Below are 25111 nucleotides of genomic sequence, written 5' to 3'. Positions count from 1 at the left end.
ATAAAGATAGTTTAGCATATTAAAACATGGGAGTCACTATGAAAAAGGTTATAGTGGTTATATTAGTACTCTCAATCGTCATTTCCTCTTTGCCATCTGTATCTTCATCTTCACATTCCTTTTACTTTAGGGTATCTGGAGATAAAATAAAAAGTGAATGGCAGCTTAGTGGTGAAATAACCCTTAGAGCAGATGAAGATGGACTTATCATAACAGACTTTGGTAATATTTATGTTAAGAAGGGGGATGAGATAACCTTTGTGTTCCAAAATGTTAGTGATGGAAACTATTTCAAGATTAGTGGTGGTAAGTTGTATATTTCCAACTTTATGCTCACAACAATAAAGGTAAATGGAGAAGTCAAAGGGAGTTCGATCTTTATCAAAAAGGTTAAGAGGCGAAAAGGTATCCTTGGTAGATATATTGGGAGCTATTTCAAAGTTTCTATTGTATCTTCCACTCTCAAGTTGATTGTTGATAATACGGGATTTGTGAAAACATATCTCAAAGTTGATGGATTGAAAGTATTTTCAGGAGAACATTTCTATGGTAAGTTTAAGTTCTACAACATAAAAGCGTCGAAAAATCATAAGCTTGATATTCGGCTTAACTCAAAGAGAATCTATGGGCTTGCAGATGGTATAATATGGGAGAGTCACAGATTTTCTGGATCAGATTTTGGAGTTCCTGTGGTTATAAAGCTCTCAACAAGAAAAGATAGAAGTGTTTGGACGCTGAATGGTGTAATATCTTTTAAGGTTCTTCAGGACGGGAGAATTAAAACGTCAAACAGTTACATATATGTTAGCAAAGGTGACATTGTTGAGCTTCGCTTTTCCAAAGTTACATCAGGGAAATACATTAGGATATACAATTCCGGAGTTTTTAAAGTTAGCAAATTTCCTGTTAGTGAAATATACGTCAATGGAGTCCTTAAAGCTAGGAATACCTATCTTAGAGGGGCATACAGAAAGGAAACGATATCCTACAGGAGTGGAATGAAAATAGACCTTACCTCTTTGAAGTCGACACTAACTTTAAAGAGTGAGAACAAGGAATTCATTAAAACAACTCTCAAGGTTGGTAATAGAGATATCCTAAATAACATTTACTTTAAAGGAAACATAACGATTGAGGGTATGAAACCTTCACAGTCAGCTCAGCTTTATCTCCGTATGGATAGCAGAGCTCTTGATCCAATTGCAAATGCAGTTTATTGGGAGATGGTTCCAATATCTGGTTCTATAGGGAATATCCCAGTTGATATTCCGGTTGAGAATCAAACTAAAGCTCCAGCAGAAATCGTAACTACAACAAACACTTTAGTCCAAACGAAATCAAAAATATCGGCACCAATAAATCCTGGTGTAATAATCCTCACAGCTTTCCTTGTACTTTTCATCCATCGGAAAAGGTAAATACTCTTTCCCAAATCTTCATCGCCTGCCACTTGTCTAAGAACTCGTTAAATGTTCCGCATTTAGGTGAATAAACACAAAGTGGGCATCCATCTTTGCATTTGCAGCTCTTCAGATGCTCAAAACTTTTTTCTATAAGCTTTTCTGCATTTTCATAGAGTATCTCTGCTAATCCAAAGCCCCCCTCGTTTCCGTCGTAAATGAAGACTACTGGCTTTCCTATGTGTGGAGGATTTGGAAAGCTCTCATAACTGTAGCCACCAAGCTCTCTGCTGTCAACATAGGTAAAGATTGGAGCAATCTTTATCATGTTATGCTCTATTGCATGAAGTCCGTTTCCAATCCCATCCTTGCTGTCAATCATTTTCTTTATAGCTAATGCAAGCTCATCATCTTTAGCATTTGCCTTCTCAAGGACATCTTGGATTGTTTTCTTTATGTAATAAGTTGTAGCTCCTAAAAGCTCTGGGAAGAGCTTTCTCCTATCCAAACGCTCATAGATGGAAAACGCTAAATCTCCCTGGTCTTTCTCAAGTGCTATCCTAAAGAACTCATGGAATTCCTCTCTTGCAACGTCCCTAATCCTATCGGAAAACACAAGCCAGATACCATCAGTTTCAAATTCTCTCTCTAATGGTTCATCAAATTCGATCTTAGCAAACTTTTCCCAATCGAGGATTTTCCATTCTTCATCGCTCAGCTCATCCAAGTTAACAGCTTCAAATCCTCCCACGAGAGGCGCATAAATTTCACCTTTCAAGATGCCCTCTTCTTTAAGCTTGATCAGCTCTTGGAGGTAGAGATGTGTATCTTTTCCTTTGACGGCAAAGCCCCAATACCTATGCTTGACTTTGAGCCGGCCAATATAGATCTCAACATCTTTGAACTGCTTTTTCTTGTAAATCTCAAGAATTTCAACTTCTTCACGCTTTGATGCAAAAGTTTCAACTTCCCAAAATCTGTTGAGCTGCTTAACAAAGATGAAGTGAAATTTTCCAATTTTCAGCTTGTCTCTAGCCATATAAAGCTCCCCTCTTGAGAAGTAAGCCATTCCCGGCAATAACGAGCGATAGTACTCTGGCTTATCGACTTCTTCAATGACATAACCTTTAAGCTTGAGCCAGTTTATGAAGCGAAGAAGGTCGCTTAAGCTTTCTTTTTCCAGCAGTTTATACTTTATCCAGGGTTCATCCAAAACTAAAAAGTAGCTCTCATCGCTGGCTGTCCTTATGGAGGAGTAGCTAAAAGCCGGTCTTAAAATTCTAAGCTCCTTCTTCCCAGTTAGTGGGTTTTCATAGAGTTTAGCCTTTTTATCCTTTATCAGTTCTTCAGCCACGGCTTTTTCAAAATCGTTCAGCTCATTCCAGTCAATGACTTTAAGCTCAGTCAGGAGGTAGTGAAGGTGCTTTTTAACAACCAGGCGGTTCTTCAGATTAACGGGCATATATTCAATTATTCCTTTCTCTAACCGCTTAACAAGCTCGTCTAAGTGTTCTTTGTAGTAATAGTCTAGACCGTTCTTTCTAAGAACTATCCCATTCAATGCTTCCCTCTCCTTTAAACGCCCAGCCCTTCCGAAGCGCTGGATTAAAGAAAACAACCCATCTGGTGGGATTCCATAGTTAATTACGGCATCTAAATCGCCAATATCTATACCAAGCTCTAAAGCATTTGTCGTTAGCAGAACTAAAAGTCTCCCTTCTTTAAAATCTCTTTCAATTTCCCAGCGGATGTTCTTTGGAAGGGTTCCTTTATAAGTGGATGTTTTGTAAACGGCAGGAGAGGAAAGTAAAAACCTCATGAGCTTCTCAGTTCCTTTTCTTGAGTCAAAGAAAACAAGAGTTTTAATCCCCTTCTCTGCTAATTTTTCAACTACAGCTCTCAAAAGCTGCATTTCGTTTAATCTTCGAGGCTCAAAGAGGATTAGATAGCGCTTTGGAAATGGGTTTGTTGCCCTTGTTATCTTCTCAAACTCCAGACCAAAAAAGTTCTCGGCAAATTCTTTGGGATTTCTGAGAGTTGCAGAGAGAGCTATGATCTGAAGTTTAGCCCCAAACCGCTTTAATACCCTCAACAACCGCCTGAAGACGTAAGCAGCATTTGTCCCAAAGACACCTCTGTAGATGTGAAGCTCATCAACAACCAAATACCGCAAATTCCTTAAAAGCCATTCATAGTCTTTTAGATTCCTCAATATGTTGTAGTGAAGCATGTCTGGGGTTGTGAAGATGACTCTGGGTTTTTCCCTCAAAATTACTCTCCTTTCACTCCATTCAACATCACCTGTTAAAATCTTTGCATTTACCATTTTCTTGGTTATCTGAAAGAAGTGGAAGTTTTCGAGAGAAAACTTCTCATACTGGTTGTTTATTAAAGCACGGGTGGGATATATCAGGAGATAAGTGTTATGAGGGTTTGAAAGGTAGTTGTCAAAAATAGCTAATCTGAAGATTTCGCTTTTACCAGAAGCTGTGGGTGTTGTTACAACAATGTTTTTTCCGGAATAGAGTTTTTCAAGCGCTTCAACTTGATGTTTATACAGCTTAAGCCCTAAGCTCTTCACAAGCTGATTTATTTCGGGATTTTTAAATGTAAATTCTCCGTATTCCCCTTCTTTTGGTGGGAACTCTCTAACTGAAACTATTTCGCTCTTGAGATCACTGAAAAGTTCTTTTATCATGTTCGTAATTATGTCCAGATGGGAAATAAATTTTTGGGAAATTCAGATGTAAGATATCGCAACATTTTAAACCCTTTCTGAAAACCATAGACCGGTGAGAAAGATGAGAGTTGCGGTTATTGATTATGATAAATGTAATCCAGATAAGTGTGGTCACTTCCTCTGTGAAAGAGTTTGTCCCGTCAACAGAATGGGTGGAGAGGCAATAATAGTAGACGAGGAAAACTATAAGCCGATAATTCAAGAGGCATCGTGTACAGGCTGTGGGATCTGTGTGCACAAGTGTCCTTTCAATGCAATAACCATCGTAAATCTTCCAGAGCAGCTAGAAGAAGATTGTGTTCACAGATATGGAATAAATGGATTTGTCCTCTACAGACTGCCAGTAATTAAGGAGGGCATGGTAGTTGGAATTTTGGGTCCAAACGGTATTGGTAAGACAACTGCTGTTAAAATTCTGGCTGGACAGCTTATCCCAAACCTCTGCGGCGACAACGACAACTGGGACAACGTGATTAAAGCCTTTAGAGGAAATGAACTCCAGAACTACTTTGAAAAGCTGAAGAATAAGGAGATAAAACCCGTTGTAAAGCCCCAATATGTGGACTTAATCCCCAAAGTAGTTAAAGGAAAAGTGAGGGATTTGCTTAAGAGAGCAGATGAAAGAGGCCTTTTTGACAAAGTTGTCAAAGAGCTTGAGCTGGAAAGCATTTTAGACAGAGAAATCCAGCAGTTAAGCGGTGGTGAATTGCAGAGTGTTGCAATAGCTGCGGCAGTGTTGAGAGATGCCGATTTCTACTTCTTCGACGAGCCTTCTTCATATCTCGACATAAGACAGAGACTGAAGGCAGCAAGGCTGATAAGGAGGCTTGCTGAAGAGGGCAAGTCAGTTCTGGCTGTAGAGCACGATTTGGCAGTTCTTGACTACCTAAGCGATATTATTCACGTAGTTTATGGTAAGCCAGGAGCTTATGGTATATTCTCAATGCCGAAAGGGACGAGGGTTGGGATAAACATATTCCTGGATGGATATCTTCCAGATGAGAACGTCCGCTTTAGGCCGTATGAGATTAGATTCACAAAGCTGAGCGAAAGGAAGAGTCAAGCAGGAGACGTTCTGGTTGAGTACCCATCTTTAGTTAAGGACTATGGAAGCTTTAGGTTGGAAGCTGAAGGCGGAGAGCTGTATAGAGGAGAAGTGGTTGGCATAGTTGGACCAAATGGAATTGGTAAGACTACTTTCGTGAAGATGCTCGCTGGAGTGGAAGAGCCAACAGAAGGGAAAGTCGAGTGGGAGCTCAAAGTAAGCTATAAGCCTCAGTACATAAAAGCAGACTATGAAGGAACGGTGTTTGAGCTTTTAAGCAAGATTGATGCATCAAAGCTCATGAGCAGCTTCTATAAGACCGAACTGCTGAATCCTCTCGGCATTCCAGAGCTATATGACAGACCAGTGAATGAGCTCAGCGGTGGTGAATTGCAGAGGGTTGCAATAACTGCATGTCTGCTTAGAGATGCTGACCTTTATCTGTTAGACGAGCCTTCAGCTTATCTCGACGTTGAGCAGAGATTAGCAGTTTCAAGGGCAATAAGGCATTTAATGGAGAAGAACGAGAAGACAGCATTAGTTGTTGAGCACGATGTTCTGATGATTGACTACATAAGCGACCGCTTGATTGTCTTTGAAGGTGAGCCAGGTAAATTCGGTAAAGCCACAAAGCCGATGGGTATGAGAGAGGGCATGAACCGCTTCCTTGCTTCCGTTGGAATTACATTCAGAAGAGACCCAGACACCGGAAGACCAAGAGCAAATAAAGAGGGCAGCGTTAAGGACAGAGAGCAGAAGGAAAGAGGGGAGTACTATTACGTTGATTGAATAATTTTCGCTTCTCATTATCTTTCTTGTTTTTGTAGTTTTTGGCTCTTTGCAGTCTTCTTTTCTGGAATACTACTCTAAGAGTTTCTTGGAAACCTTTAGTAATCATTTGTTATTAAATTACATCATGTTATAAATTTCCATTAAAATTGTAACGTTTTGAATGTACACATTTGGATTTAAGATTTTTGAGAGCTTCTTTAGTATGTTATCCTAATGAAAACTTGACCATTTTAAAATTAAAAGCCAAAGAAGTTAAATTTTTGGAATTAAGGAATTTTTTGGCCATTGGAACCCTCTTGGACATTATTGTGTAACAAAGAATTGGATCCAATGGTGGAACCTATTCGTCAACAAGAAATCATACAAAGTTTCTAAATTCGAGGCTTGCTTTGACTCTGTTATTAACCCTTCAGCAAAAAATTTTTATAATTTAAGCGTTTTTATAGTCTTATTGAGAAAATAGAACAAAATTGCGTCCTTTCTTGTTTTTGTAGTTTTTGGCTCTTTGCAGTCTTCTTTTCTGGAATACTACTCTAAGAGTTTCTTGGAAACCTTTAGTAATCATTTGTTATTAAATTACATCATGTTATAAATTTCCATTAAAATTGTAACGTTTTGAATGTACACATTTGGATTTAAGATTTTTGAGAGCTTCTTTAGTATGTTATCCTAATGAAAACTTGACCATTTTAAAATTAAAAGCCAAAGAAGTTAAATTTTTGGAATTAAGGAATTTTTTGGCCATTGGAACCCTCTTGGACATTATTGTGTAACAAAGAATTGGATCCAATGGTGGAACCTATTCGTCAACAAGAAATCATACAAAGTTTCTAAATTCGAGGCTTGCTTTGACTCTGTTATTAACCCTTCAGCAAAAAATTTTTATAATTTAAGCGTTTTTATAGTCTTATTGAGAAAATAGAACAAAATTGCGTCCTGTTTCAATAAGACTCTAAGAGAATTGAAAGAGTTTTAACACATGGCGAAGGAAAGAAAGGAGGAATCGTTTCAATAAGACTCTAAGAGAATTGAAAGAAATCAAGCACAACTGAGCCGTTTTGCAGAATCGTGAGTTTCAATAAGACTCTAAGAGAATTGAAAGATTACCGATAAACCTTATTTTTATTAAAAAGGCTAGGGTTTCAATAAGACTCTAAGAGAATTGAAAGTAAGCTTGATAAAGAGAACGTTGAAGGTGTTCAGAGGTCAAATTGACCAAGTATTGTTTCAATAAGACTCTAAGAGAATTGAAAGGAATGAAGGTGTTCAGAGGTCAAATTGACCAAGTATTGTTTCAATAAGACTCTAAGAGAATTGAAAGGAATGAAGGTGTTCAGAGGTCAAATTGACCAAGTATTGTTTCAATAAGACTCTAAGAGAATTGAAAGGAATGAAGGTGTTCAGAGGTCAAATTGACCAAGTATTGTTTCAATAAGACTCTAAGAGAATTGAAAGAAGGGAAAGAATTGAAGGTCATAACTAGGAGTATAACGTTTTAATAAGACTCTAAGAGAATTGAAAGAAATCAAGCACAACTGAGCCGTTTTGCAGAATCGTGAGTTTCAATAAGACTCTAAGAGAATTGAAAGATTACCGATAAACCTTATTTTTATTAAAAAGGCTAGGGTTTCAATAAGACTCTAAGAGAATTGAAAGTAAGCTTGATAAAGAGAACGTTCTTGTTTGAACTCGGTTTCAATAAGACTCTAAGAGAATTGAAAGACAAAATTATTCAGAGAGGGCAAATGGGAAATCGACGGTTTCAATAAGACTCTAAGAGAATTGAAAGGAATGAAGGTGTTCAGAGGTCAAATTGACCAAGTATTGTTTCAATAAGACTCTAAGAGAATTGAAAGAAGGGAAAGAATTGAAGGTCATAACTAGGAGTATAACGTTTCAATAAGACTCTAAGAGAATTGAAAGTGTGCAAGCTCATAGGGGTCTAAATCGTCATCTTTGGGGTTTCAATAAGACTCTAAGAGAATTGAAAGACCTTTGGGGATGAGGAGGGTCGTTGTATTGTTTGTGGGTTTCAATAAGACTCTAAGAGAATTGAAAGGCCTTCAAGTCGTCTTTTCTCGTCTGGAACGGTGTATGTTTCAATAAGACTCTAAGAGAATTGAAAGACAAAGGCTATTGTTGTTAAGCGGGTTTCGAGGAGATTGGAGTTTCAATAAGACTCTAAGAGAATTGAAAGCGGGCTATCACCCCCGCTACGGTCAATAGCAGCCATGGTTTCAATAAGACTCTAAGAGAATTGAAAGTACATGGGAATTGACTTAGAAATTGCTACTGATGGAAAGTTTCAATAAGACTCTAAGAGAATTGAAAGACATAGGAGTAAGTTAGCATATCATACAGTAGTGTATGTTTCAATAAGACTCTAAGAGAATTGAAAGATTGCCTCGATTCTGAATGTGTAAATGCCAGGCTCAGTTTCAATAAGACTCTAAGAGAATTGAAAGCTGGTTCTACCAGGGACTTAATAACAGTCCTGAAATCGTTTCAATAAGACTCTAAGAGAATTGAAAGAGCAACTTCCCCAACGCTGATTCAGTAACTGTGACAGGTTTCAATAAGACTCTAAGAGAATTGAAAGATAATAATCAGGATTAGACTCAAGAGTGCAAGTTTTGTGTTTCAATAAGACTCTAAGAGAATTGAAAGATACATTTCTTGGATGCATACAAGAGGTGGGAAAATGGTTTCAATAAGACTCTAAGAGAATTGAAAGACAAAGCTCGATATTTCAACGTTTGCGAGAGTTCTGGGTTTCAATAAGACTCTAAGAGAATTGAAAGCATTTCTCTGATTTTTTCTTTATCTACTTTCATTTCTGTTTCAATAAGACTCTAAGAGAATTGAAAGCTTGGATTTTTGCACTAGGTGGTTCAGCTACAGCTGTGTTTCAATAAGACTCTAAGAGAATTGAAAGCATTGAAGATGAAGAGCAATTCAACACAGTAAAAGGAGTTTCAATAAGACTCTAAGAGAATTGAAAGTAAACTTTGTATCGAATTCATTTTGTAACATTTCATAAGTTTCAATAAGACTCTAAGAGAATTGAAAGCCTTAATTTTGACTGGCTTAATCTCATTGACAAGCTCGGTTTCAATAAGACTCTAAGAGAATTGAAAGTGCTTAGTGCTAGCGAGGATGTTCAGCAATTCTACATTGTTCCAATAAGACTCTAAGAGAATTGAAAGACGCTTTTTCTACAATCTTACTTAATAATGAGCCTCTAGAGAATTAACTGCTCAGTGCCATTATGATGTAATTAATCAATCAAATAATTCAACAATTACAGAATTAAACATCTGAATAAGACAATGTTTATATTTTTAAAATGGCACTCCATTTGGGATGAAAGATGCTGCCTACTGGAAAAGTTCCACCAGAGAAGCTTAGAGAGATAGTTTTCAAACACCTGGGTGTTCAGGGGGAGAGGGTATTAATTAAGTCCGGTGTTGGGGTTGATGCAGCTGCCGTAGAATTTGGCGATAAAGTCCTCGTAGCATCCACAGACCCAATAACAGGTGCAGAGAAGAACATAGGATTTTATGCTGTTAATGTGAACGCTAACGACGTTGCAACTTTTGGGGCAAAGCCAAAGTGGTTCCTAGTCTCAGTTCTTTTACCAGAAAATGCTGATGAGGCTCTCTTAAAGGAGATAATGACAGATATTGACAAAAGTGCAAAAGAACTTGGTATTGCAATTATTGGAGGACATACCGAAGTTACTCCTGGCTTAAAGAAGCCGATAGTTGTTGGTACAATGCTTGGTGAGGTCAAAAAAGAAAAGCTCGTGTATGCTGGAAATGCAAAGCCGGGAGATGTGATTATTCTCACAAAAGGAGCAGGAATCGAAGGAACAGCAATCATAGCAAGCGAGCGTGAGGAAGAGCTAGTTAAAGTGTTTGGAAAAGAGTTCGTTGAGAGAGCAAAAGCCTTTCTCCGGAAGATAAGTGTTGTGAAAGAGGCGTTAATAGCGAACGAAATTGGAGTAAATGCTATGCATGACCCCACAGAAGGTGGAATTGCTAATGGGCTTCACGAGATGGCAGATGCCTCTGGATTAGGCTTTAAAGTTTACTATGAGAAGATACCAATAGCAGAGGAAACGAAGAAGATCTGTGGGTACTTTAATTTGGATCCTCTGGCACTGATAAGTTCCGGGGCGCTACTCATTTCTACGTCAAGGGAAAACGCGGAAAAAATACTTGCTGCTCTTGAAAAAGAAGGAATAGTTGCTTCGATAATTGGGGAATTCCTTGGAGACAAAGAAAAAAGAGTAATTGTAAAAGAAGACAAAGAGGAAGAACTCAAGCAACCTTTGAGCGATGAGCTTTGGAAAGTTGTGTAGTTTCCTGTGTCAAAGTTTCCTTTTCTCGTTCTTTCCACTCCTCCAGCAGTGTTACAAGTAGACCCAAAGCGACTGGCCCAATTATAACTCCCTTTATCCCAAATGACATTATTCCACCAAAAATTCCTATCAATGCAACAACTGAGCTCACCTTTGCACCTTTAGCGACAAGTTTTGGACGTACTGTAATATCAGGGATAGGTGAAATAAAAACCGCACCATATATTGCAAAGAGTACTCCAAAGGCCATATTGCCTGTTTTGATTAAATACACTGCTCCAATTACCCAAAGAATCCAGCCTCCAATTACAGGCAGGAGCTCGAGGACTATACATAAGATTCCTGCCGCAATTGCTCCGCTAACAGTTGTTATGTCAAACAGCACAAAACCAACAGTAAGAAAGACACCTTTGAGGACACTGAGCATCAGCCAAGTTCGCAGAATAGCATTAAGTGTTGTCTTTGCTCTTTCTACTAGATGTATGCCCAGCTCTCTGTTCTCTTTCGGCAGAAGACGATAGATCTCCATGGAAAGGAAGTCGGAATTTGTTAGGATGGCATAGAACAAAGCAAGGAAAACTATTGCTTGGAGCATGAATTTTGGGAGTGAAAAGGTATAACCAAGTAAAATGCCGCCAAGTTTTTCGGGAATTGTCTTTGAAAGAGTTTGAATGCTCTCGCCTATTCCAAAAGGCAGGTTGACTCCTAAAAGCCAGTTAAAAACATCACCAATGTAGATGTATAGGTAAGTTAAAGTCTCTCTCAACCAAAGAGCTGCTCCTATCAGTAAAACACTGGCAAACAGTGCCATCACGGCTGTTAACAATACGGCAGATTTTTTGTTACCAAATTTTTCAGAAAGCTTCATGTGAAGTGGATGAAAAACATATGCCATAGCTAAGCTGAAAATTATCGGCGAAATTAAAGGTTTGACTGTAAGCCAAACCAAAAAGAGAATAATGAGAGATACTCCAATCCATACAAGAGATTCTGTCTTCATATTACCATCTCCCAATGTATTTCAAAATTAACTCCCTTGCAGAGGGCTTGTTAAAGATAAACAAGCGGTTTTTAATGCCGTCAAGCAGAAAGTTCTTTCCTAAAGCTAAAAGTCCATCCTTAAGCTTATAAATTTCTGATTTTTCTAAGTCTATGCTTTCTTTTACTTCTCTTGGAGCTTCGATGTTCTCTAAAATTGCCTCAAGCTTGTCAATAACTGCTCTACTCACAAATTTGGGTTTACCGAGCTTAAGTTCCTCTGGTTGAACTTCGCTGGCATCCATGTAAATGTCCCAAAACTCTTTTGCACACTCGAAAGGATAGACATATTCTAGTCCATAGTCTGGAAGATAAAGCTCATAAAGAATTGCAAGTAGCACTTTTCTAGCATCAGCTCCATAAAACTCTATTCTCAAGTTGAACTTTCCGTCCTCAAAACCGTTTTCAAATACTTCAAGCTTTTCCTCACACTGCATGAGCTCACCCCCTTATGTAAGAGTAAACGTAATTGGCGGGCATATAGAGGGATGAGCTCTCATAAATTCCAAAATCTGTTTTTTGAGCATCGTACATGATTACTCTAGCGCTTTTAACACCCATAAGTTCCTCAAGAACCTTAATTGCATAATCTAAATCTCCAGTATCGTCAACTAGAGTTCCTTTGACCTCTGTAGCAAACCAAGTTTGGCCAGTTGCGTATTCTTTTGTTGTGTTCATATTAAGGTGTCTTCCTTCGCTGACTGCTTGGAGGAAATCTTGGAAGTAAGTGTCAATAATGTTCTTTATCATTTCCCTTTCTTCGGGAGTTAAATCTCTCCATTCAGCACCCATGTCTTTGTACTTACCAGTCTTGAAGACATTGACTTTTATGCCGTTTTGGGCATAGTACTGCTCAAGGTCATAATGAACATAGAGAACTCCTATGCTGCCGACCTCTGCCAATGGATCGGCAATGATTTTATCAGCTGCACATGCTATAAAGTAGCCTCCTGAATCAGCGTAGCCGCCAGTATATGCAACTATCGGCTTTTCATAACTGAGCTTTTTCAGCTCTTTGTAAATTACTCTAACTGGACCTACATAGCCTCCAGGGCTCTCAATCCAGAGCAAAACTCCACCTATGCTTTCATTTTCTTTGATTTCTCGGATCTTGGACACTATATCAAGTGCCATTGCTTCGTCAATTGGACCCATTATGGGGAGTATAACTATTGTTGTGTTCGCTTCCGCTGGCTGCTTTTCCCTTAGTTGCTCCTTAAGATATTCAATCTGCATTTGAAGCTCTTCTATTTTAGCTTGCAATGCTGTTATGTTCCCTGTAGGAGCCTGAACTGTTATGTTGGGCATTTCAACTTTAACTTCAGTTGTTCTATTTTTCATTAAAGCCTTCTGAAGTTCGCTGTTCTGTGTGTAAAGCAGTACGTTGCTCACAATTGCTAAAGCTAGTAGAAGAGTCAAGATGAACGTGAGGTACTTCCAGACTTCCCCTTTCTCCACCTATATCACCTAACTTAGAAATTATGCTGGAAACTTTTAAATGTGGTGCTAAAGATTTTTATACAATTCAAAGAAAAACAAAGGCAGGTGTAAAAGATGGAGATTGGAGTTAGTATATATCCTCACTTTGTGAATAAAGATAAGAGTTTGCCATCAGTCTTAGCTGATGTGAAAATCAAGAAGTACGACTTCGTTCAGATATTTCCTCACGCTCTTGGGCTGATAAAAAATGGTGAAGTAGTTGAGAAGAAACTTCGCTCTGTTGAAACAGCATTAAAAGGGGTGGGAATAAATTATATAGTCAGAATGCCCCTCTCAGTTAACCTCAGAGATCACATCTATTATTCCAGACATTTCAAAGTTGCAAAAGCTGTGGTTGATGTTGCGATAAAGCTGGGTGCAAAAATCATCGTCATGCAGAGCGGAAAAACAGGAAGACTCGACTTGGAGATCGAAGCAATTCAGCAGCTGGCAGATGTGGCAGGTAAGTTTGGAATTCAAATAGCCTTGGAGAACACCTTTAGTGTTAAAGACACACTTTATGTTGTGGACAATGTAAATAGAGAAAATGTTGGTTTTGCTTTAGATGTTGCTCATGCCTTTTTAAGTGCTCAGGGAGACGAGAACAAACTTCTTGAAGATGTTAAGTTAGGAACTGAAAAAACAATAATTCTAATGATTCATGACAACTTTGGAAAGCTCACACCTCAAGTTGAACCAGAAGATGCACTTGCTTACGGAGTAGGTGATTTGCATCTCCTACCCGGTGAAGGCAAGATACCATTTGGAAAAGTCCTTAAGCTATTCGGAGAAGTCCCACTGTTGCTTAAAGTCAAAGACCCAGACAAATTTGCAAAGCTGCCAGACAAGCAGACATTGATTGAAATTCTGACAAGCATTTAGAGCCCAATTCTCTCCTTTATCACTTTTAAGAGTTCTCCGAAGGCCAGTCCAATTATCTCCTTCCTTCTTACAAAGTGAACTACATCAGGAGTAAGATTTTTCTTAATTATTTCAGCCGCCTCTTGGATTGTTATCTTTCTCTCTAGCCATGCATAGGCTATTATTGCCTCGGCTATATCCCCTTTCCTATGCTTGTCCGTTCTTGGGGGAATCAAATGGGAGAGGTTGGCTCTATCAAGAGCTAAGGCTAAAGAGGAATTCGGGACTCTGTCAGCCGCTGGATATCCTAAATACTCGCTTAGGGCTAGGGAGAATATAAAATTGACCAAAGAATCCCCGAACTTTGAGAGGTTTTTATCTGTGAAGTCTTTTGAATACCTCATATTCGATCTGAAAACTGCTTAAAACTTAAGCTTTTTGGTCTAATTTCAGACCAAAATTTGAAAGATTTAGTCGAAAAATAAGATCAAATTGAAAAATCAAAATCACTTCTTAATAGCCTTTTCCCAAACTTCAAGGGCCTCTTTAGCTCTATCGAAGATTTTTTGTGCTGCCTCTTCCAAAGCCTTTTCTGGAGTTATTTTGCCATCTGTAACAATTTTAAACTTCGGCTTTCTGGCAGTTAAGATTGGATGCTCAATCGTGTAGCCGGCAAATGTAACGTGCTTGTTTTCATGAAGAACTTCATTGAGAAGATTGGCAAATGTGTGGTCTTCTCCAACAAGGTAAAACTCCATTACATTCCCTTCGCGCTTAATAACCTCAATCTTCATTCCCCTCACCCACCAAATACTTTAGCATTATTTCCATAGCCTGCTCTTTGTTCTTCACGAGTTCGTATTTAAACTTATCCTCTTTGTACTCTGCTACTCCAAGCTCAATCATTAAGTCCAGAATCTCTTCTGGATCAATGTTAAAGACAATAGCCAAAGGCAATGCAACTTCTCTTATCTGCCTTGTAGTCTGGAGTGAAATATCTCCAAGATACTCTCCAAGCTTCCTTGTTAGGGCAATTATTTCGTTCCAAGACATTGATGTCTCAAGTTCATTGTCTTTAAGTTCAACGGTCTCTCCAAGCAACTCAAGTGTTTTCAGCAGAATTGGGGCTGAAATGCTGACACCCGCTTCTCTGAATATATCATCGAGTGTGTACCTATACAATCCACGCTTGTTTGCATACAAACGGGAACGGACTCTTCTGTGAATGTCCTTAATCTTATAAATAGCATCTTTAATTTCATCTTTGGTACCTTGAATGTTGATCTTTAGGGAGTCCAGCTTTCCGTGGACATAAATAAAAGCGGGCAGATTAAGCTTCTGCAGTTCCTTCATAAACTCCTCTTTTTCCACATCATCTTTTACGTGGATAACGATTACTTTTTTGGCTTTCATATTTCACACCGTACACTAGATTTTAATCTTCCGGTAAAACGTTGAGAGCTTCCTAGTCTCAACGTTTCCACACCTAGGACATACAAGCTGATTGCCTCTCCTTACTAATGGGGTTTTACAGTTTGAGCATAATGCAAAGACAACTCCCAAATCTGAAGCTCTGGTTGTGAGCTGAATTGGGCTTTTTTCGTCAGTTAAAACCCTTGCTCTTACTATGTCTCCAATTTTAAATTCCCTGCTCATGTCTTCAACAAAACCATCCTTAACTTGGGATATATGAATTCCAGCAAGCTTTGAAGTTGCTATCTCCCTGTAATCCTCCCTTCCTTCAATCCTGAGAAGCTGGACAATCACAGCTTGAGGCTTCACTTCAATCACTTTTGCAATTACAACTTGCCCGACTTTTGGAATTGGGGGAGTATCTGTAACTGGAACTACGCTTATTTCCATCTTTTCTTGGTTTATCTTAACTTTTCCAGCTCTTGTTGCATAAAGTTCGCCATTTTCTTCAATAACCCCTTCCCCTGGGAGAAACTCTTCGATAACCCCAAGATAATCACCTGGAATGACAAAATCTCCATTTTTCGCAGATTCTTTTCTCTTATCTACATCCATTTCTCACACCCCAGTGAATTTTGATAATCTAATCTTTTAAGCTTATGGGCACAGCATATACTTTATAAGGAAACCCGGGAATTATTTTTAGTAAGTTTATCAAAAGGCTTGGATGGTGGTAAAGATGAGAATGCTTCTAATCCACAGCGATTATCTTGAGTATGAAGTTAAAGACAAAGCTTTGAAAAAGCCCGAAGAGATAAGTGAAGAGCAAAAAAGAGGGAGGCTTGAAGAAGTTCTTGCTGTTTTTGTAAGCGTTGAGAAGGTTGACGAGCAAAATCCAGAGGAAGTTGTCGAAAAAGCTGTTGCTGAAATTAAAGATGTTGCTTCTCAAGTCAAAGCCCAAAACATATTTGTTTATCCATTCGCGCACCTAAGCAGTGAATTAGCTTCACCAGATGTTGCTCTCGAGATTCTCAAGACGATTGAAGAGAAGCTCAAGGAAGAGGGCTTCAACGTTAAGAGGGCACCATTTGGATATTACAAAGCGTTTAAGCTGAGTTGTAAAGGTCACCCATTGGCAGAGCTTTCAAGGACAGTAGTCCCAGGAGAGGCTAGGAAAGAGGAGGAAGTTCCAGAAGCTTTGAAGAAAGAAGAAGAGGAGCTTGTCAGCTACTGGTATATTCTCACACCAGAAGGAGAGCTGATTGAGGTTGATAAGTTTGACTTCACAGGGTATGAGAATCTTAAGAAGTTTGCAAACTATGAGATAAGCAAAAGCAGAATAGCAGAAAAGGAGCCACCTCACGTTAAGATAATGCTTGAGCAAGAGCTAGTTGACTATGAGCCAGGAAGCGACCCAGGAAACTTAAGATACTATCCAAAGGGAAGACTCATCAAGTCATTGCTTGAGCAATATGTTACAGAGAAAGTTATAGAATACGGTGCTATGGAAGTTGAGACGCCAATAATGTATGACTTTGAACACCCAGCTCTTGAAAAGTATCTAAACAGATTCCCAGCGAGGCAGTACATTGTCAAGAGCGGTGATAAGAAGTACTTCCTCAGATTTGCTGCTTGCTTTGGTCAGTTCCTCATAAAGAAAGATGCAACAATAAGCTACAAGCACTTGCCATTGAGAATGTACGAGCTCACAAGGTATTCATTCAGAAGAGAGAAGCGTGGTGAGTTAAGCGGTCTCAGAAGACTTAGAGCATTCACAATGCCGGATATGCACACAGTCGCTAAGGACTTAAAGCAGGCAATGGAAGAGTTTAAGAAGCAGTATAAGTTAAGCATGGAAGTTCTTAAGGGCGTTGGATTAACACCAGAGGACTATGAGGTTGCAATAAGATTTACAGAGGACTTCTGGAACGAGAACAAGGACTTCATAATTGAATTAGCGAGGATTATTGGAAAACCAGTCCTAATTGAGATGTGGAAGCAGAGGTTCTTCTACTTCATCCTCAAGTTCGAGTTCAACTTCGTTGACAACTTAGACAAAGCTGCCGCTTTGAGCACAGTGCAGATTGATGTTGAGAACGCGGAGAGATTTGGAATTACGTACTATGATGAAGATGGAAAGGAGAAGTACCCACTTATACTCCACTGCTCACCAAGCGGTGCAATTGAAAGAGTGATGTACGCAATACTTGAGAAACAGGCGAAACTCAGAAATCAAGGAAAGAAGCCAATGTATCCTCTCTGGCTCAGCCCAGTACAAGTTAGGGTTATCCCAGTTAGCGAAGATTATCTCGACTACGCCCTCTACATTGCAGGAAAGCTGGAGGGTGCAAAAATTAGGGTAGATGTTGATGACACAAGTGACAGACTTACAAAGAAGATTAGAAAGGCAGAGAAAGAGTGGATCCCATACATTATTGTAGTTGGTGAAAATGAGAAGAGACAGGGCATTATTACTGTCAGAAAGAGAGAAGATGGCAAGCAGTATGAGATGCAGCTTGAGGATCTAATAAAGGAGATAAGACAGAAGACAGAAGGCTTCCCATACAAGCCAAGGCCTCTACCGTTACTGCTTTCCCAGAGACCCAAGTTTAGAGGTTGATTTTTACTCACAACTTATTGGTTTTCTTTCTTCCTCTGTTTGTTCAGCAAGTAACAAATAAAAGATTTAAGGACAAGATTTAAAAGCTGCTTTTAAGATTTAAAGCTCTCAAAGGTTTCTTTAATGAAGTCCTTAGCTTCTTCGCTAAGCTTTTCCTCTTTAACTTCCTTTCCATATTTGTCATAAACTTTGCCTTCAATTAAGTTAATTTCAAAAACTTCGTACATCATCTCGTCTTTGTCCTCAATCTTAATTCCGTGACTCCTTAAGTGGCTCCTCACGCTGTCGATATCAACGTATTTGCCACACACCTCACATTTGTAGAACTGCCAAAACACAAAGTCCTGCCCGATTGTCATACTGTTCTTCAAGTGCTCAATAAATCTGCCCCCTAAGTATTCGTAGAAATCCTCTTGAATGAGCTTTCCATCCTGCTCAACAACCTTGAACCCTTTCCAGACTATGTGGTCGTTTATGTCTACCAGTGTTCCTTTGAGGAATTTTGATGTCATGATAAATGTCCCGTTGTGAATGTAAAATGTGCTTTTGTCTGGGACAACCACTATGTCGAGGCCTTCTCCTTCCTTCACTTCACTGAGTTTCTCAGCTTCTTCTCTGCTGTTTGCAACTCGAATCCTGATTTTTAGGTTGCTCTTTTTGTGTCTCCCAAGTATCTTGTCCTCACCCAAATCCCAGTGATAATCATCCAACATTCTGATTCTGGAATAAACTTTTCTAAGCCTTGAATCTAGCTCGCTATACTTCACAACCACCACCCAAGAGAAAAATAGGGATTGAGATTAATAAGTCTTCTCGGAAAACTTTAAAAAGCCCTATGTTTCTTGGGTAATATCCTTTTGTGTCCTTTTCCTAAGCTCTTCTTCATAAATTGTCCACAGTGCTATTAATGCACCGGGAATTCCATGTTCTGTTGCAAATGTCATATAGGGGGCTAAGTCAACAACGTAATCCGCAAATCTAAACAGCCCCCTTGGAATGCCTTCTCGCGAACCAATGAACACAACAACTTCCTTTGCGTAATACATGTCTTTCGCCAAGTTATCTTTAACCTCAGCTAAAGTATGCCCTTTGGGATCTGTAATTATAAGCAAACGCTTGTTTCTCCTTTTGTCTCTTATCACTTGATATAAATCCCAAACATACACAGGAACTTTCTCAATTTTCCAGGGGTAAGCTTCTCTTTGAATCTGATACCTTGACTCTTGCCCAATCTTTACTCCCCTCAAGAATTCCATAAGCTCATAACCGTCAATTTTTTCTTTCGGTGCTATTATTAGCTCTTTAACTTCAAATGCCTGAGCAGCTCTGCCAATTTTCTCACCAAAGTTTCTGCATGCTTTATAATCTCCCCAGTACGGCATCTGGACTATGCTGATTTTTTTGAAAAGCTTCCTAGCATCTGTCTTCTCTGGAGTGTACTTCTTCCACTCCTCTTTTTCAACAATGGAGATATATGCCTTATCACCGATTATCTCGACTAAAATTGCTTTATCTGGAAAGCTCAAATCAACTTCAGCATTTGTAAGCTCTTTTATTTTAGCTCCAAGCTGAACATTTACATCAACACTTGTGAAGTTGTGCTTTCCTCTCCTCTTGGTCTTGACAGCAAAAGTTTCTCCATCATTAATAAACTTAGCAAGATTTTCAGCAACACTCAAAATATCTTCAATTCTCGCAGGAACCTCATGTAAGACCTCAATAACCCTTTCAACTTCCGGGATTTCTAAAATCTTCTCTTTTGCATTTTCATCGTCAGTTTCAACTAAAATCAATCCGGAATAACCTTGAGGTGAAATCCAAACCTTAGCATCTTCCAAAGTTTCTTTGATGTAATTGCCAGCGACAGCCTCCATTCCTCTCTGGGTCTTTATCAGGAATTTCATCACTACCACCTGATGAAAATTGGAGAATAAGCTTAAAAGCTTTAGCAGAAGCGCTTTAGGGGAGAAATGGAAGCAAAGAGAAATCAAATCTCTGGCTCAGCAAGAACCTTAATCTTTCTGATTTCTGCTCTCTTGAGTGGATATATCTTCTTTGCTTCCTTGGCAATCTCAGCAGCCATTTTGCCTGTGACTGCCTCAAGGACGAACTGTGTGAATGGTAACTCTTCAGCCTTCTTATATATGATATTCCTCATAATTTCTCTAATTGCTCTTTCTTGGCTTGTCTGGATTCTTCTTATTGCAATTACCATTCCCATAACTCTAAGCTTGTAGCCGTCTTTTGTGGTAACATTAAAGATACCATCAATTCTTGTTGTTCTTCTTCTAACTAAGCTCCTAATGTAGCTCCTTGCAAGCTTGTGCCCTTTGAACTTTGTGTAAGCGTTCTGGCCTTTGACATCATAAATCTGGAAGTAAAGCTTAACATGACCTTTTGTGAAGTCCCCAGTTAAGTCCTTGAGAGTTGTCTCTATAACTCTTCCCTTAACTTTCTCGGGATCGTCTGCTGGTGTTAAACCAATCTCTTGACTTCCAAAAAACTCAGGAGCATAAACAATATACCATTGCTTAAGCTTCCACTTATCCCTTGCAGCGGCAGCTTTTTTTCTTGGGTTAGCTCTAGCCATCTTAACACCTCCTAACTTTCACAGTTTTAAACTATCTTCGGCGATCTTGATTGAAAACACTAAATCATCCAAAGCCACTATAAGGCTTTCAATCTCACCGGAGTATTTAACTTTTGTCATGACCTTACAATCTTCCCAATAAGTTTTAACCTTTAAATTTTTTGGAAGGTTTAAATTATCAACATCAACAGCTCTCGCTATTGCCTCAGCGGTTTTTTCATCCTCATAGTGCCAGATTATCTCTGCTCTGGCTTTAATTTCCATTTGTCTGCTCCTCCAACGCTTTGTTGATAAGCTCTGCAAATTCCTCTAGTTTGTCCTTTGGAAATCTAATACCAGCGGCTATCGCATGACCTCCGCCTTCTCCGCCAATAATCTCTGCAACTTTTCTCAATGCTTCTCCTAGGTGGTATCCCTTAGCTAACGCTCTTTCAGTAGTTCTTGCTGAGCCTTTAATGAGGCTATCGTCTTCTTCACTGTCTGCTAAAACAATCACTGGCTTCTCTGGATTTGCTAATCTGGAGCTTATTGCCATGTTTGCTGCTATGCCAACAAGGGTATCCTTGATGTTCTTACCAGCATAGAAAACATAGACGTTTTCCTTTTCAATAACTGTGCTGTTCCAGTTCTGTATTAGGTATTTCCTAGCCTCAATCTGCTCTCTCTTGTATTCATCAACCAGCTTTAGTGCAGCCCTAAATGCATCTTCGTCTCCTAGGCATATAGCTACTCCGAGAGTTCCAGCATTTAGTCTTCCAGTCGCATTGAGCAGAGTGGCAAATTCTCTTGCCTCATGTCTTGGATCTCCTTCTTTGTAGAGCTTTATTAGAACCACATCGCCGATTATTCTGTCAATTACTTCCTTTCCAACCCCATGTTTAATCAGATGAATGACTACTAAGTCGTTGAACCTCTTCTTTTCTTCTTCTCTAAGTTGCCAGTAGTACATATCTGGGTCAAATCCTTTAGCTCTGAGGAATTCAATAGCTTTTCTTTCATCTCCAGTAATCTCTGGAAGTTCTGGATTAGTGGCATAAGCAAGCATTTGGTAAAGCTTTCTTGTCTCTCTTCCATAGAGCCTAATCTCTTTCCTTATCTCAATCAAGTCGAGTTCTTTTGCATCTTCTATTATATCCAAGTTCATGCCGTGGAACTGTCCATCTATCTCTTGCATATCTCCAACGGCACCAACTAAGGCCAAATAGCTTAAATCCTTGTTTTTCTCATTGATTTCCTTTGCAACAAAATAAGCAACCCCAGAACCGCTTAAATCTCTGACGCTGTCAGCTCCAAATTGTGTCGGGTTAACTAGGATGTGATTGTCGTTCTTAATTTCCCCATCCTCTGGTGGATGGTGATCAGCTATAACAACGCTTGCATCACTAAGGTATTTCTCAATGAGTTTTATCGACCCGCTGCCTAAATCACTGAAAACATAAATTTTCTGCTTTTCATCTGCAAGTTCCTTGATTAAATCTTCACTGAGCTGCTTAACGATGCTTAAATGAAAGTTTCCACCCTCCCGTGCAACGGCTTTTGCTAGAATAGCCCCTGCAGTTATTCCATCGGCATCTCTATGAGAAATTATGCGTATAGTGTGTCCTAACTCGATGTGCATTTTTATTAGTTCAGCACCTTCCCTAGCTTTATCTAAAAAGCCGCTCTTGTCCATTATATCACCTTAAGAAGGAAAAAGTGAAGTAAGAAATCAGCGGACTAAGAGCTTTGCTTGCTCTGGATCGTATCTCCACTTTGGTGGGAGCTTTCCTGTTCTTCTGTAGTATTTCACAAGTCTTCTAATCTTGCTCTCAATGAGTTGAAGTCCTCTTCTTGAGTGTATGTCCTTGGGATGCTCTTCAAGGTGCCTCCTTAAGTTAACTGCTCTCTTGATGAGGAACATCAGGTCCTCTGGGATCTCTGGAGCTAATCCGTGCTCTTCGAGAATTTTAGTTATCTTTTTGCCTGTAATCAGCTTGACGCTTGGGATTCCATACTGGTCTCTGAGAATAGTTCCTATCATAGCTGTGCTGTAACCTTCTTTCCTAAGCTTTATAACGAGGTTCTCAACTTCTTCAGCTGTATATTCCACCCAAGTTGGCGGAGCAGTCCTTGGGGGTCTCTTTGATCCAGATTTACCTCTCTTTCTCGCATGTATCCTTGCCATGCACAACACCTCCTTGGCGACGGCCAGCTCCCGCCAGCCGCCCCTTATGGCATAGCCAATTGGAATTGCCAAAGTGTGTTTAAAAAGTTTGTCCTTAGTGGCAGGTAACAGCGTCACCCTCTTTTCCTGTCCAAGAGCATTTGTCTATGAGCACTCCCTTTGAGTCGTACAAATACGCAGTGTCTCCATTGTTGTTCCATACAGGAGCATTTCTTCCCCAATATAAATCAGTGGCTGTATTTGTTCCACTACCTGTATGAACAGTAACCATTGCCCCAGCTTTTAATACGAATTTTGGGAAAGTATAGATATGTCCAGCTTCATCTTTTAATTGCCATCCTGTAAGATCTTCATCTTTACATCCTATATTGGAAATAACAACGTATTCATCGTTTAGATTTAGCCAATCGTTCCCTTTAGCATTGTAATGGACATAGTAAATGACAATAGTAGACGTGTTTCCGCATGTCTGGTCATTCATCATTTTTGTTAGGTTTTCTGAAAGCTGGGTTATTATTTCTCCATAATTAGAGGTGGTAGTTGCTAGATAATGATAAACAAGCCCTACTAAGATAATGGCTACAGTGATTACGAGAATATCCTCAACTGATATCTGAGCTTTTCTCACAGTCTTAACCTCCTAATCAAGAGAAAACAAATAAAGTTAAATGACTTTCTCAAAACTTTCTGAAAAACCTTCGAAAATTTTGAGAGAAACCCAAAATTTTTATGGTAGCGGGGGGAGGATTTGAACCTCCGACCTCCGGGTTATGAGCCCGGCGGGCACTCCTAGCTGCCCCACCCCGCTGCACAACCCGATACATACTAATATACAGTGGGTTTATAAACTTTACTGTCCAAAAACTCTTATTATATAACCCCTATCTTCAATTTGACGAAGCTTAGTATCAAACTAAGCCTTTGCAATCTTTTTAGTCAAAATTTAAAGACTGTAAAAGCTTTAAACCCTTATGAGGTATCTCTTACGGTGATGGTATGTATCTAACAAAAGAAGAGGAGCTAATTTTGGCAGGAGAGTACGGATACGCTCTTCAGAAAGCAATGGAAATTCTTGTTGCTCTTGGTGAAATTTATGGTGCCGATAGGCTAATTCCAATTAAAAGTGCCCAAATAGCTGGAGTTTCTTATAAAAATATTGGAGATGCTGGCATAGAATTTTTGAGGGACTTTGTAGATGCAGGGGCTAAGGTTAGTGTGTATACGACCTTAAATCCTGCAGGAATTGGCAATGAAGAGTTCATGGAAAAACAAAGAGAGATTTTAGATCTTTACAAAGCAATGGGGATTGAGGTAACTTCAACATGCACCCCATATTATGGAGCAAATATACCTAAGTTTGGTGATCACTTGGCTTGGAGTGAAAGCTCTGCTGTAAGCTTCGCAAACTCTGTTCTCGGTGCACGAACAAACCGCGAAGGTGGACCCTCAAGTTTGGCAGCTGCAATTGTGGGGAAAACACCAAATTATGGTCTTCACTTAGAAGAAAACAGAAAAGCAACCGTTATCATTGAAGTTCAGGCTAAAGTTAAGGATTTTGTTGATTACAGCTTTTTAGGATATTACCTTGGAACTGTTCTCAAAAACGATATTCCCTATTTTAAAGGGCTGAAACCTGAAAAGATGGATTATTTAAAGGAGCTTGGGGCTTCAATGGCTGCAACAGGCTCAATTGCTTTGTATCATGTTGAAGGAGAAACTCCAGAGTACAAAACTGCCATTGCAGACAAGCTTGATAAAATACAAGTTGATGATAGGGAGCTCAAAGAGGTTAAGGAGAGATACAATGCTGATTGGAACGAAATCGATGCCATTTTAATTGGATGTCCACATGCTTCAATCCAGGAAATTAAAGAAATTGCTGAGTTTTTGAAGATGAGAGGGAAACCGCTGAAAATGCCCCTTTTCATAACAGCAAGTAAAGTTGTAAAATATCTGGCAGATTCTTTGGGCTATACCGAAGTTATAGAGCGCTACAACGGAAGAATAATCGTTGATGCATGCTTAATTGTTTCACCAATTGAGAGCTGGTACAGGGGAATTGCAACGAACAGTGGAAAGGCGAGCTTCTACTTTTCATCGGCTGGACTAAAAGTAAGGCTTGATAAGACTGACAGGTTGATTCTCGAAGCTCCATGAGGTGATCGAAATGAAAGTGCTTAAAGGGAGAAAGATAACAAAAGGAAAGGCAAAAGGGATTGCGTTGGTTTCCCAAAAGCCGCTCTCATTTTTAGGTGGAATTGATCCTAAAACAGGTATTGTGACTGATGCCGAGAGCGACATAAAGGGAGAGAGTGTAAAAGACAAAATCCTCGTATTTCCACGTGGTAAGGGATCAACTGTTGGATCTTACGTTATCTACCAGCTCAAAAAGAATAATGTTGCTCCAAAAGCCATTGTAGTTGAAGATGCTGAGACGATAGTGGCAACTGGTGCAATAATTGCAGAAATTCCAATGGTGGATAAAATTGACATAAAGAAAATTAAGAGCGGCCAGATCATTGAGGTTGATGCTGATAAGGGTGATGTTATAATCCATGAGAAGTAAGGCATTTAAATGATTGAATAAAAAGAAAAATAAGGTGGAA

Annotated in this window: 22 protein-coding genes, 1 tRNA gene and 1 CRISPR repeat array; of the genes, 7 read left to right on the top strand and 16 right to left on the bottom strand. The window is 39.3% G+C overall.

Annotation, left to right across the window (positions count from 1 at the left end):
• The first annotated feature begins 26 nt into the window (after window positions 1–26).
• Window positions 27–1418 carry a hypothetical protein gene (locus TES1_RS04820; RefSeq protein ID WP_144080596.1) on the top strand — a complete coding sequence of 464 codons (1392 nt, stop codon included), beginning with the start codon at window positions 27–29 and terminating at the stop codon, window positions 1416–1418.
• On the opposite strand, the gene TES1_RS04815 is transcribed toward TES1_RS04820, so the two are convergent.
• Window positions 1399–4098 (bottom strand): DEAD/DEAH box helicase, encoded by a 2700-nt coding sequence (locus tag TES1_RS04815; RefSeq protein ID WP_042680718.1) that lies wholly within the window; start codon window positions 4096–4098, stop codon window positions 1399–1401. The two genes, TES1_RS04820 and TES1_RS04815, sit on opposite strands and share 20 nt — an antisense overlap.
• A 103-nt stretch (window positions 4099–4201) precedes the next feature.
• Between TES1_RS04815 and TES1_RS04810 the strand changes: the two genes are divergently transcribed.
• Both TES1_RS04810 and TES1_RS04805 read left to right on the top strand, forming a co-directional pair.
• The gene (locus TES1_RS04810; RefSeq protein WP_042680716.1) at window positions 4202–5974 is read left to right on the top strand and encodes a ribosome biogenesis/translation initiation ATPase RLI; all 1773 of its coding nucleotides are present in this window, start codon (window positions 4202–4204) and stop codon (window positions 5972–5974) included.
• A 941-nt stretch (window positions 5975–6915) separates the two neighbouring features.
• Window positions 6916–9183: direct repeats of the CRISPR family, unit length 30 nt; unit sequence GTTTCAATAAGACTCTAAGAGAATTGAAAG.
• A 164-nt stretch (window positions 9184–9347) separates the two neighbouring features.
• Window positions 9348–10340: an AIR synthase family protein gene (locus tag TES1_RS04805; protein WP_042680714.1), complete on the top strand. Its 993-nt coding sequence runs from the start codon at window positions 9348–9350 to the stop codon at window positions 10338–10340.
• Here the strand turns inward: TES1_RS04805 and TES1_RS04800 are convergent.
• The 3 genes from TES1_RS04800 to sppA are packed head-to-tail and all read right to left on the bottom strand — an operon-like array spanning window position 10300 to window position 12836.
• Complete coding sequence (locus TES1_RS04800; protein ID WP_042680712.1) at window positions 10300–11340, bottom strand: AI-2E family transporter; 1041 nt, start codon at window positions 11338–11340, stop codon at window positions 10300–10302. The two genes, TES1_RS04805 and TES1_RS04800, sit on opposite strands and share 41 nt — an antisense overlap.
• A 1-nt stretch (window position 11341) precedes the next feature.
• Complete coding sequence (locus tag TES1_RS04795; RefSeq protein WP_042680710.1) at window positions 11342–11815, bottom strand: PH1570 family protein; 474 nt, start codon at window positions 11813–11815, stop codon at window positions 11342–11344.
• Between the two features lie 4 nt (window positions 11816–11819).
• Complete coding sequence (sppA, locus tag TES1_RS04790; protein WP_042680708.1) at window positions 11820–12836, bottom strand: signal peptide peptidase SppA; 1017 nt, start codon at window positions 12834–12836, stop codon at window positions 11820–11822.
• A gap of 96 nt (window positions 12837–12932) precedes the next feature.
• On the opposite strand from sppA, the gene TES1_RS04785 reads away from it, so the two are divergent.
• Entirely contained in the window at window positions 12933–13739 is an 807-nt protein-coding gene (locus TES1_RS04785) for a sugar phosphate isomerase/epimerase family protein (RefSeq protein WP_042680706.1), read from the top strand.
• Here the strand turns inward: TES1_RS04785 and TES1_RS04780 are convergent.
• The 4 genes from TES1_RS04780 to TES1_RS04765 all read right to left on the bottom strand — a co-directional run bounded on the left by TES1_RS04780 (window position 13736) and on the right by TES1_RS04765 (window position 15746).
• Window positions 13736–14122 (bottom strand): ribonuclease III family protein, encoded by a 387-nt coding sequence (locus TES1_RS04780; RefSeq protein WP_042680705.1) that lies wholly within the window; start codon window positions 14120–14122, stop codon window positions 13736–13738. The genes TES1_RS04785 and TES1_RS04780 overlap by 4 nt on opposite strands.
• 102 nt (window positions 14123–14224) lie before the next feature.
• Window positions 14225–14512 carry a DNA-directed RNA polymerase subunit L gene (locus TES1_RS04775; protein WP_042680703.1) on the bottom strand — a complete coding sequence of 96 codons (288 nt, stop codon included), beginning with the start codon at window positions 14510–14512 and terminating at the stop codon, window positions 14225–14227.
• Window positions 14502–15131 carry a DUF2067 family protein gene (locus tag TES1_RS04770; protein ID WP_042680701.1) on the bottom strand — a complete coding sequence of 210 codons (630 nt, stop codon included), beginning with the start codon at window positions 15129–15131 and terminating at the stop codon, window positions 14502–14504. Before TES1_RS04770 ends, TES1_RS04775 begins: the two co-directional genes overlap by 11 nt.
• Window positions 15132–15146: 15 nt before the next feature.
• Entirely contained in the window at window positions 15147–15746 is a 600-nt protein-coding gene (locus TES1_RS04765; protein WP_042680700.1) for an exosome complex RNA-binding protein Csl4, read from the bottom strand.
• Between the two features lie 124 nt (window positions 15747–15870).
• Here TES1_RS04765 and TES1_RS04760 point away from each other — a divergent pair, with 124 nt between their 5' ends.
• Window positions 15871–17751: a threonine--tRNA ligase gene (locus TES1_RS04760; protein WP_042680698.1), complete on the top strand. Its 1881-nt coding sequence runs from the start codon at window positions 15871–15873 to the stop codon at window positions 17749–17751.
• Between the two features lie 92 nt (window positions 17752–17843).
• On the opposite strand, the gene TES1_RS04755 is transcribed toward TES1_RS04760, so the two are convergent.
• The 8 genes from TES1_RS04755 to TES1_RS04720 all read right to left on the bottom strand — a co-directional run bounded on the left by TES1_RS04755 (window position 17844) and on the right by TES1_RS04720 (window position 23313).
• On the bottom strand, window positions 17844–18518 hold the full coding sequence (locus tag TES1_RS04755) for a TBP-interacting protein (RefSeq protein WP_042680696.1): 675 nt from the start codon (window positions 18516–18518) through the stop codon (window positions 17844–17846).
• 66 nt (window positions 18519–18584) lie between these two features.
• On the bottom strand, window positions 18585–19655 hold the full coding sequence (locus TES1_RS04750; RefSeq protein ID WP_042680694.1) for an SPOUT family RNA methylase: 1071 nt from the start codon (window positions 19653–19655) through the stop codon (window positions 18585–18587).
• 83 nt (window positions 19656–19738) lie between these two features.
• A complete protein-coding gene (locus TES1_RS04745; protein ID WP_042680692.1) occupies window positions 19739–20341 on the bottom strand; it encodes a 30S ribosomal protein S3ae in 603 nt (200 codons plus the stop codon).
• 18 nt (window positions 20342–20359) lie between these two features.
• The gene (locus TES1_RS04740) at window positions 20360–20605 is read right to left on the bottom strand and encodes a KEOPS complex subunit Pcc1 (RefSeq protein WP_042680690.1); all 246 of its coding nucleotides are present in this window, start codon (window positions 20603–20605) and stop codon (window positions 20360–20362) included.
• Window positions 20595–22013 carry a DHHA1 domain-containing protein gene (locus TES1_RS04735; RefSeq protein ID WP_042680688.1) on the bottom strand — a complete coding sequence of 473 codons (1419 nt, stop codon included), beginning with the start codon at window positions 22011–22013 and terminating at the stop codon, window positions 20595–20597. Before TES1_RS04735 ends, TES1_RS04740 begins: the two co-directional genes overlap by 11 nt.
• A 36-nt stretch (window positions 22014–22049) precedes the next feature.
• Window positions 22050–22505, bottom strand: a complete 456-nt coding sequence (locus TES1_RS04730) for a 30S ribosomal protein S15 (RefSeq protein WP_042680686.1) — start codon at window positions 22503–22505, stop codon at window positions 22050–22052.
• Between the two features lie 94 nt (window positions 22506–22599).
• Window positions 22600–23133: a lamin tail domain-containing protein gene (locus TES1_RS04725; protein ID WP_051408177.1), complete on the bottom strand. Its 534-nt coding sequence runs from the start codon at window positions 23131–23133 to the stop codon at window positions 22600–22602.
• Between the two features lie 102 nt (window positions 23134–23235).
• Window positions 23236–23313: transfer RNA gene (locus TES1_RS04720), tRNA-Met, on the bottom strand.
• Window positions 23314–23501: 188 nt separating this feature from the next.
• On the opposite strand from TES1_RS04720, the gene TES1_RS04715 reads away from it, so the two are divergent.
• Together TES1_RS04715 and TES1_RS04710 are read left to right on the top strand one after the other, a co-directional pair.
• A complete protein-coding gene (locus tag TES1_RS04715) occupies window positions 23502–24662 on the top strand; it encodes an aconitase X catalytic domain-containing protein (protein WP_042680684.1) in 1161 nt (386 codons plus the stop codon).
• Between the two features lie 10 nt (window positions 24663–24672).
• Complete coding sequence (locus TES1_RS04710; protein ID WP_042680682.1) at window positions 24673–25071, top strand: DUF126 domain-containing protein; 399 nt, start codon at window positions 24673–24675, stop codon at window positions 25069–25071.
• The last annotated feature ends 40 nt before the right edge of the window (window positions 25072–25111 follow it).

The sequence above is a fragment of the Thermococcus paralvinellae genome (genome assembly GCF_000517445.1).
GTDB classification, from domain to species: domain Archaea; phylum Methanobacteriota_B; class Thermococci; order Thermococcales; family Thermococcaceae; genus Thermococcus_B; species Thermococcus_B paralvinellae.
This window is presented reverse-complemented; position numbering and strand designations above follow the sequence as displayed.

What these genes read in the sequence shown, in the direction of transcription:
- TES1_RS04820 (WP_144080596.1), top strand. Translation starts at nt 27, where the DNA reads ATGGGAGTCACTATGAAAAAGGTTATAGTGGTTATATTAGTACTCTCA.
- TES1_RS04815 (WP_042680718.1), bottom strand. Translation starts at nt 4,098, where the DNA reads ATGATAAAAGAACTTTTCAGTGATCTCAAGAGCGAAATAGTTTCAGTT.
- TES1_RS04810 (WP_042680716.1), top strand. Translation starts at nt 4,202, where the DNA reads ATGAGAGTTGCGGTTATTGATTATGATAAATGTAATCCAGATAAGTGT.
- TES1_RS04805 (WP_042680714.1), top strand. Translation starts at nt 9,348, where the DNA reads ATGCTGCCTACTGGAAAAGTTCCACCAGAGAAGCTTAGAGAGATAGTT.
- TES1_RS04800 (WP_042680712.1), bottom strand. Translation starts at nt 11,340, where the DNA reads ATGAAGACAGAATCTCTTGTATGGATTGGAGTATCTCTCATTATTCTC.
- TES1_RS04795 (WP_042680710.1), bottom strand. Translation starts at nt 11,815, where the DNA reads ATGCAGTGTGAGGAAAAGCTTGAAGTATTTGAAAACGGTTTTGAGGAC.
- TES1_RS04785 (WP_042680706.1), top strand. Translation starts at nt 12,933, where the DNA reads ATGGAGATTGGAGTTAGTATATATCCTCACTTTGTGAATAAAGATAAG.
- TES1_RS04780 (WP_042680705.1), bottom strand. Translation starts at nt 14,122, where the DNA reads ATGAGGTATTCAAAAGACTTCACAGATAAAAACCTCTCAAAGTTCGGG.
- TES1_RS04775 (WP_042680703.1), bottom strand. Translation starts at nt 14,512, where the DNA reads ATGAAGATTGAGGTTATTAAGCGCGAAGGGAATGTAATGGAGTTTTAC.
- TES1_RS04770 (WP_042680701.1), bottom strand. Translation starts at nt 15,131, where the DNA reads ATGAAAGCCAAAAAAGTAATCGTTATCCACGTAAAAGATGATGTGGAA.
- TES1_RS04765 (WP_042680700.1), bottom strand. Translation starts at nt 15,746, where the DNA reads ATGGATGTAGATAAGAGAAAAGAATCTGCGAAAAATGGAGATTTTGTC.
- TES1_RS04760 (WP_042680698.1), top strand. Translation starts at nt 15,871, where the DNA reads ATGAGAATGCTTCTAATCCACAGCGATTATCTTGAGTATGAAGTTAAA.
- TES1_RS04750 (WP_042680694.1), bottom strand. Translation starts at nt 19,655, where the DNA reads ATGAAATTCCTGATAAAGACCCAGAGAGGAATGGAGGCTGTCGCTGGC.
- TES1_RS04745 (WP_042680692.1), bottom strand. Translation starts at nt 20,341, where the DNA reads ATGGCTAGAGCTAACCCAAGAAAAAAAGCTGCCGCTGCAAGGGATAAG.
- TES1_RS04740 (WP_042680690.1), bottom strand. Translation starts at nt 20,605, where the DNA reads ATGGAAATTAAAGCCAGAGCAGAGATAATCTGGCACTATGAGGATGAA.
- TES1_RS04735 (WP_042680688.1), bottom strand. Translation starts at nt 22,013, where the DNA reads ATGGACAAGAGCGGCTTTTTAGATAAAGCTAGGGAAGGTGCTGAACTA.
- TES1_RS04730 (WP_042680686.1), bottom strand. Translation starts at nt 22,505, where the DNA reads ATGGCAAGGATACATGCGAGAAAGAGAGGTAAATCTGGATCAAAGAGA.
- TES1_RS04715 (WP_042680684.1), top strand. Translation starts at nt 23,502, where the DNA reads ATGTATCTAACAAAAGAAGAGGAGCTAATTTTGGCAGGAGAGTACGGA.
- TES1_RS04710 (WP_042680682.1), top strand. Translation starts at nt 24,673, where the DNA reads ATGAAAGTGCTTAAAGGGAGAAAGATAACAAAAGGAAAGGCAAAAGGG.